This window comes from Salinivibrio socompensis S35, from assembly GCF_000513715.1.
Taxonomy (GTDB): Bacteria; Pseudomonadota; Gammaproteobacteria; order Enterobacterales; family Vibrionaceae; genus Salinivibrio; species Salinivibrio socompensis.
The window spans coordinates 1-2,618 of record NZ_AQOD01000209.1; the positions used below are offsets into that span (position 1 = coordinate 1).

2 protein-coding genes are annotated in these 2,618 nt (G+C 38.9%); both read right to left on the bottom strand.

Annotation, left to right across the window (positions count from 1 at the left end; all coding sequences use genetic code 11):
• Positions 1-188 precede the first annotated feature (188 nt).
• Positions 189-1,718: a TIGR04141 family sporadically distributed protein gene (locus DZ54_RS0116955; protein WP_240474069.1), complete on the bottom strand. Its 1,530-nt coding sequence runs from the start codon at positions 1,716-1,718 to the stop codon at positions 189-191.
• 118 nt (positions 1,719-1,836) lie between these two features.
• Positions 1,837-2,618: hypothetical protein (locus DZ54_RS25360; protein WP_025675387.1), on the bottom strand; the 782-nt coding region annotated here is incomplete at its 5' end.

Sequence of the window (2,618 nt, forward strand, 5' to 3'; positions counted from 1 at the left end):
CATGCGATCATTCTTCACTGTGAAGGTGAAAGCTACCGACGCAAAATGGCAATGAGAGAAGGTAGTTAGAAATCAGTATCAACCGGCCAGGATAATTGACGGAAAACCGGCCAAGATAATTGACGCTCTATAGCCCGCGTAATAGGTGCGAGCTTGCGAGCATCCTAATTGACGCGTTTGTTAGGCAATTAATTGATGTTAATTTTGGCAAGCTCAACTTTAAAACCCATATTAATTAGTCTTCTTGCGTGATGCCTAAGATTTACTTTGGAAAAAAACGGCAAATGAAGTTCTCCGGCATTCTTTTGCATAATCGCAAGAACAATCCTGTACTTTCGAGGACTATCTTCACTATTAAAATTTACGCTCAAATACGTTTCCTCTAGGTGCTTATTAACCTGCTCCTGTACACTGGGGTCGTTCAAAAGAAAATCGGTCGCCACAGATGCTTGTGAGAAGAGATGACTCAAAACAGATGAAGAACCATATTTCTTGACGTGAATAAAGGCATCACACTGAGAAAGCAAATCACAAAATTCAAGTCTATTACCCGTACCTTTTGGATGAATCCACTGTTGATCCAGCAACGCAAAATTCTCGCCATCGGCTATTTCTCGCAAATACTCACCTTCTTTCATTCCATTATAGGGAGGAAACTCAATTTGACACTTGTCTAAAGAATTGAAGAAGTTGTTGACCGACTCAGAAAACTCACTATCAATACGGTACCATTTCCCATCATTCAAAATATATGTTTCACCATTCAGAGATAGCTCGCAATTCATGCAGTGAAATACCGGCCAGCCTCCAATATTTTTTTCTTCCGCATTAAACTTAAATATCTCCCTTCTTTTTAATGCGTCAATTGTTATAGGTTTCCTAGGCTTTGGTTCGGCCATATAAGTTGATAGATCTAGCTCGCTATGGAAGCATGGAGATTGGTCTTTTCTTATTTTGTAGACAAACCCCGAAAAATCATTGTAATCGATAACTTCTGGCGGAGAAATCCATACGTCATCATATTCCCCTTCATTTATAAGTTCAGCCATTTCTTCATTTAGCTGTTGAAGTAGTAATGGGTCAGAGATAAACTGAATAAAATCCACCCAAGGGTATCTCTGTTGATACTTATCATCTCTATAAGCCACAAGTAGTCTTTTTGCTAAATCAGGGAATGTATCTAACTTGATTTCAGTATTGATTGAAACGGAGTCGCAACCTGATACTATCTCCGAACTCTCACTATCAGTGTCCTCAACTACAGCGCAGATTGATTTCAATATTTCTTGATCGAATTCAAAATCAAAGTCATTCACATTTGTGTTTTTTGAAATTTGTGAGCGCGTATTTAACGAAACCTTTTCTAAGGTTGATTTATCGATAGATTTTATCTGATCGGAGTCCCCAAGATTAAGCGTAACCCGCAATCCAAATCCACGCTCAACCATGAATGACTTTAACATTGATCTCCCGTGCCCGAAGGTGAAAGCAAATAGCCTATTTTCAATATTTACAACCAAAAGCCCCCTTACGCTTTCTGACTTAAAAATATTTAGATCAATACCATCTACATCGTAGAATAACTTCGACCATTTTGGTTCGGAACGAGATTTTTTGATATAAAGACCACATGGGACTCCATTTATATCTATTGGAGTCCTCTTGGATATCTTGTCTTTATCTAAAGCATCATCTTCAGTGATACCTTCTTTAATCAAGTAACAAACCACATTGAGCTTCATTGGAAGCGGCCCCCTGTCGACTGCCTAACGCGAAGCTTTGCGGCGATTTTGGAGCCGCACAGCGGTGGAAAAATTGTCCGCCAGCAGCGCATTGTTATGAGCGTATTACACAACCTTCTACACGCCTCTCAGTCAATGTAAACTCAGCCTTAAAGTGTGCATTCAAAGCCTGCTGAAGATCGCTAATAGTTACATTTGGTTTAAAGTATGTAAATCCATGCAAGCTCAATGAACCTGAGGCGTCATCCTTTATTGAAAACAAATCCTCAATTAAGTCAACAGCTTCTAAGCTTTGCCAACAAAAAGGAACAACGCCTGTATGAATAAATGTGTTAGTCCATGCATTGATTGCTTTCAATAAATTTAAACACACAGGAAACTCTATAAAGCCAGTATTGTTGGCAAAAAAATCTAGTAGTGAGCTTATCGGGACAAACTTAAAACCACCGCCAGCTTTCTCGACCTTTTCCAATCCAATCATGTTTTTTAACTTAACTTCGATAGATTGGCGTATTAAAGTTGGCATTGTGGAGAAGTTAAAATTTCTACAAGTTGTTTCAGCTATGCATTTGTTGGTGAAGTATGAGAACTTGGCATGTAGAAAGAATTGGTGGCTTGATAGATAGTTGTCGCGGCCAACTTGATAATCCAAGCCCAAACGGCCGCCTGATATTTGATCAAGCAATGAGATATCAGAAATCAACTCTCGAGTGAGCAGCACAAGATCGTTTTCAGTTAAAATATTCTTGTAATATTCGTTGAACCTGGAATTACCATTAACAATTTTTTCAATTTGATTGCACGCTGACTTGCATTGCGCCTCAAACCAGCCTTCATTTATATCGCCACTATAAAGATGAGAAAGATATTGATCCG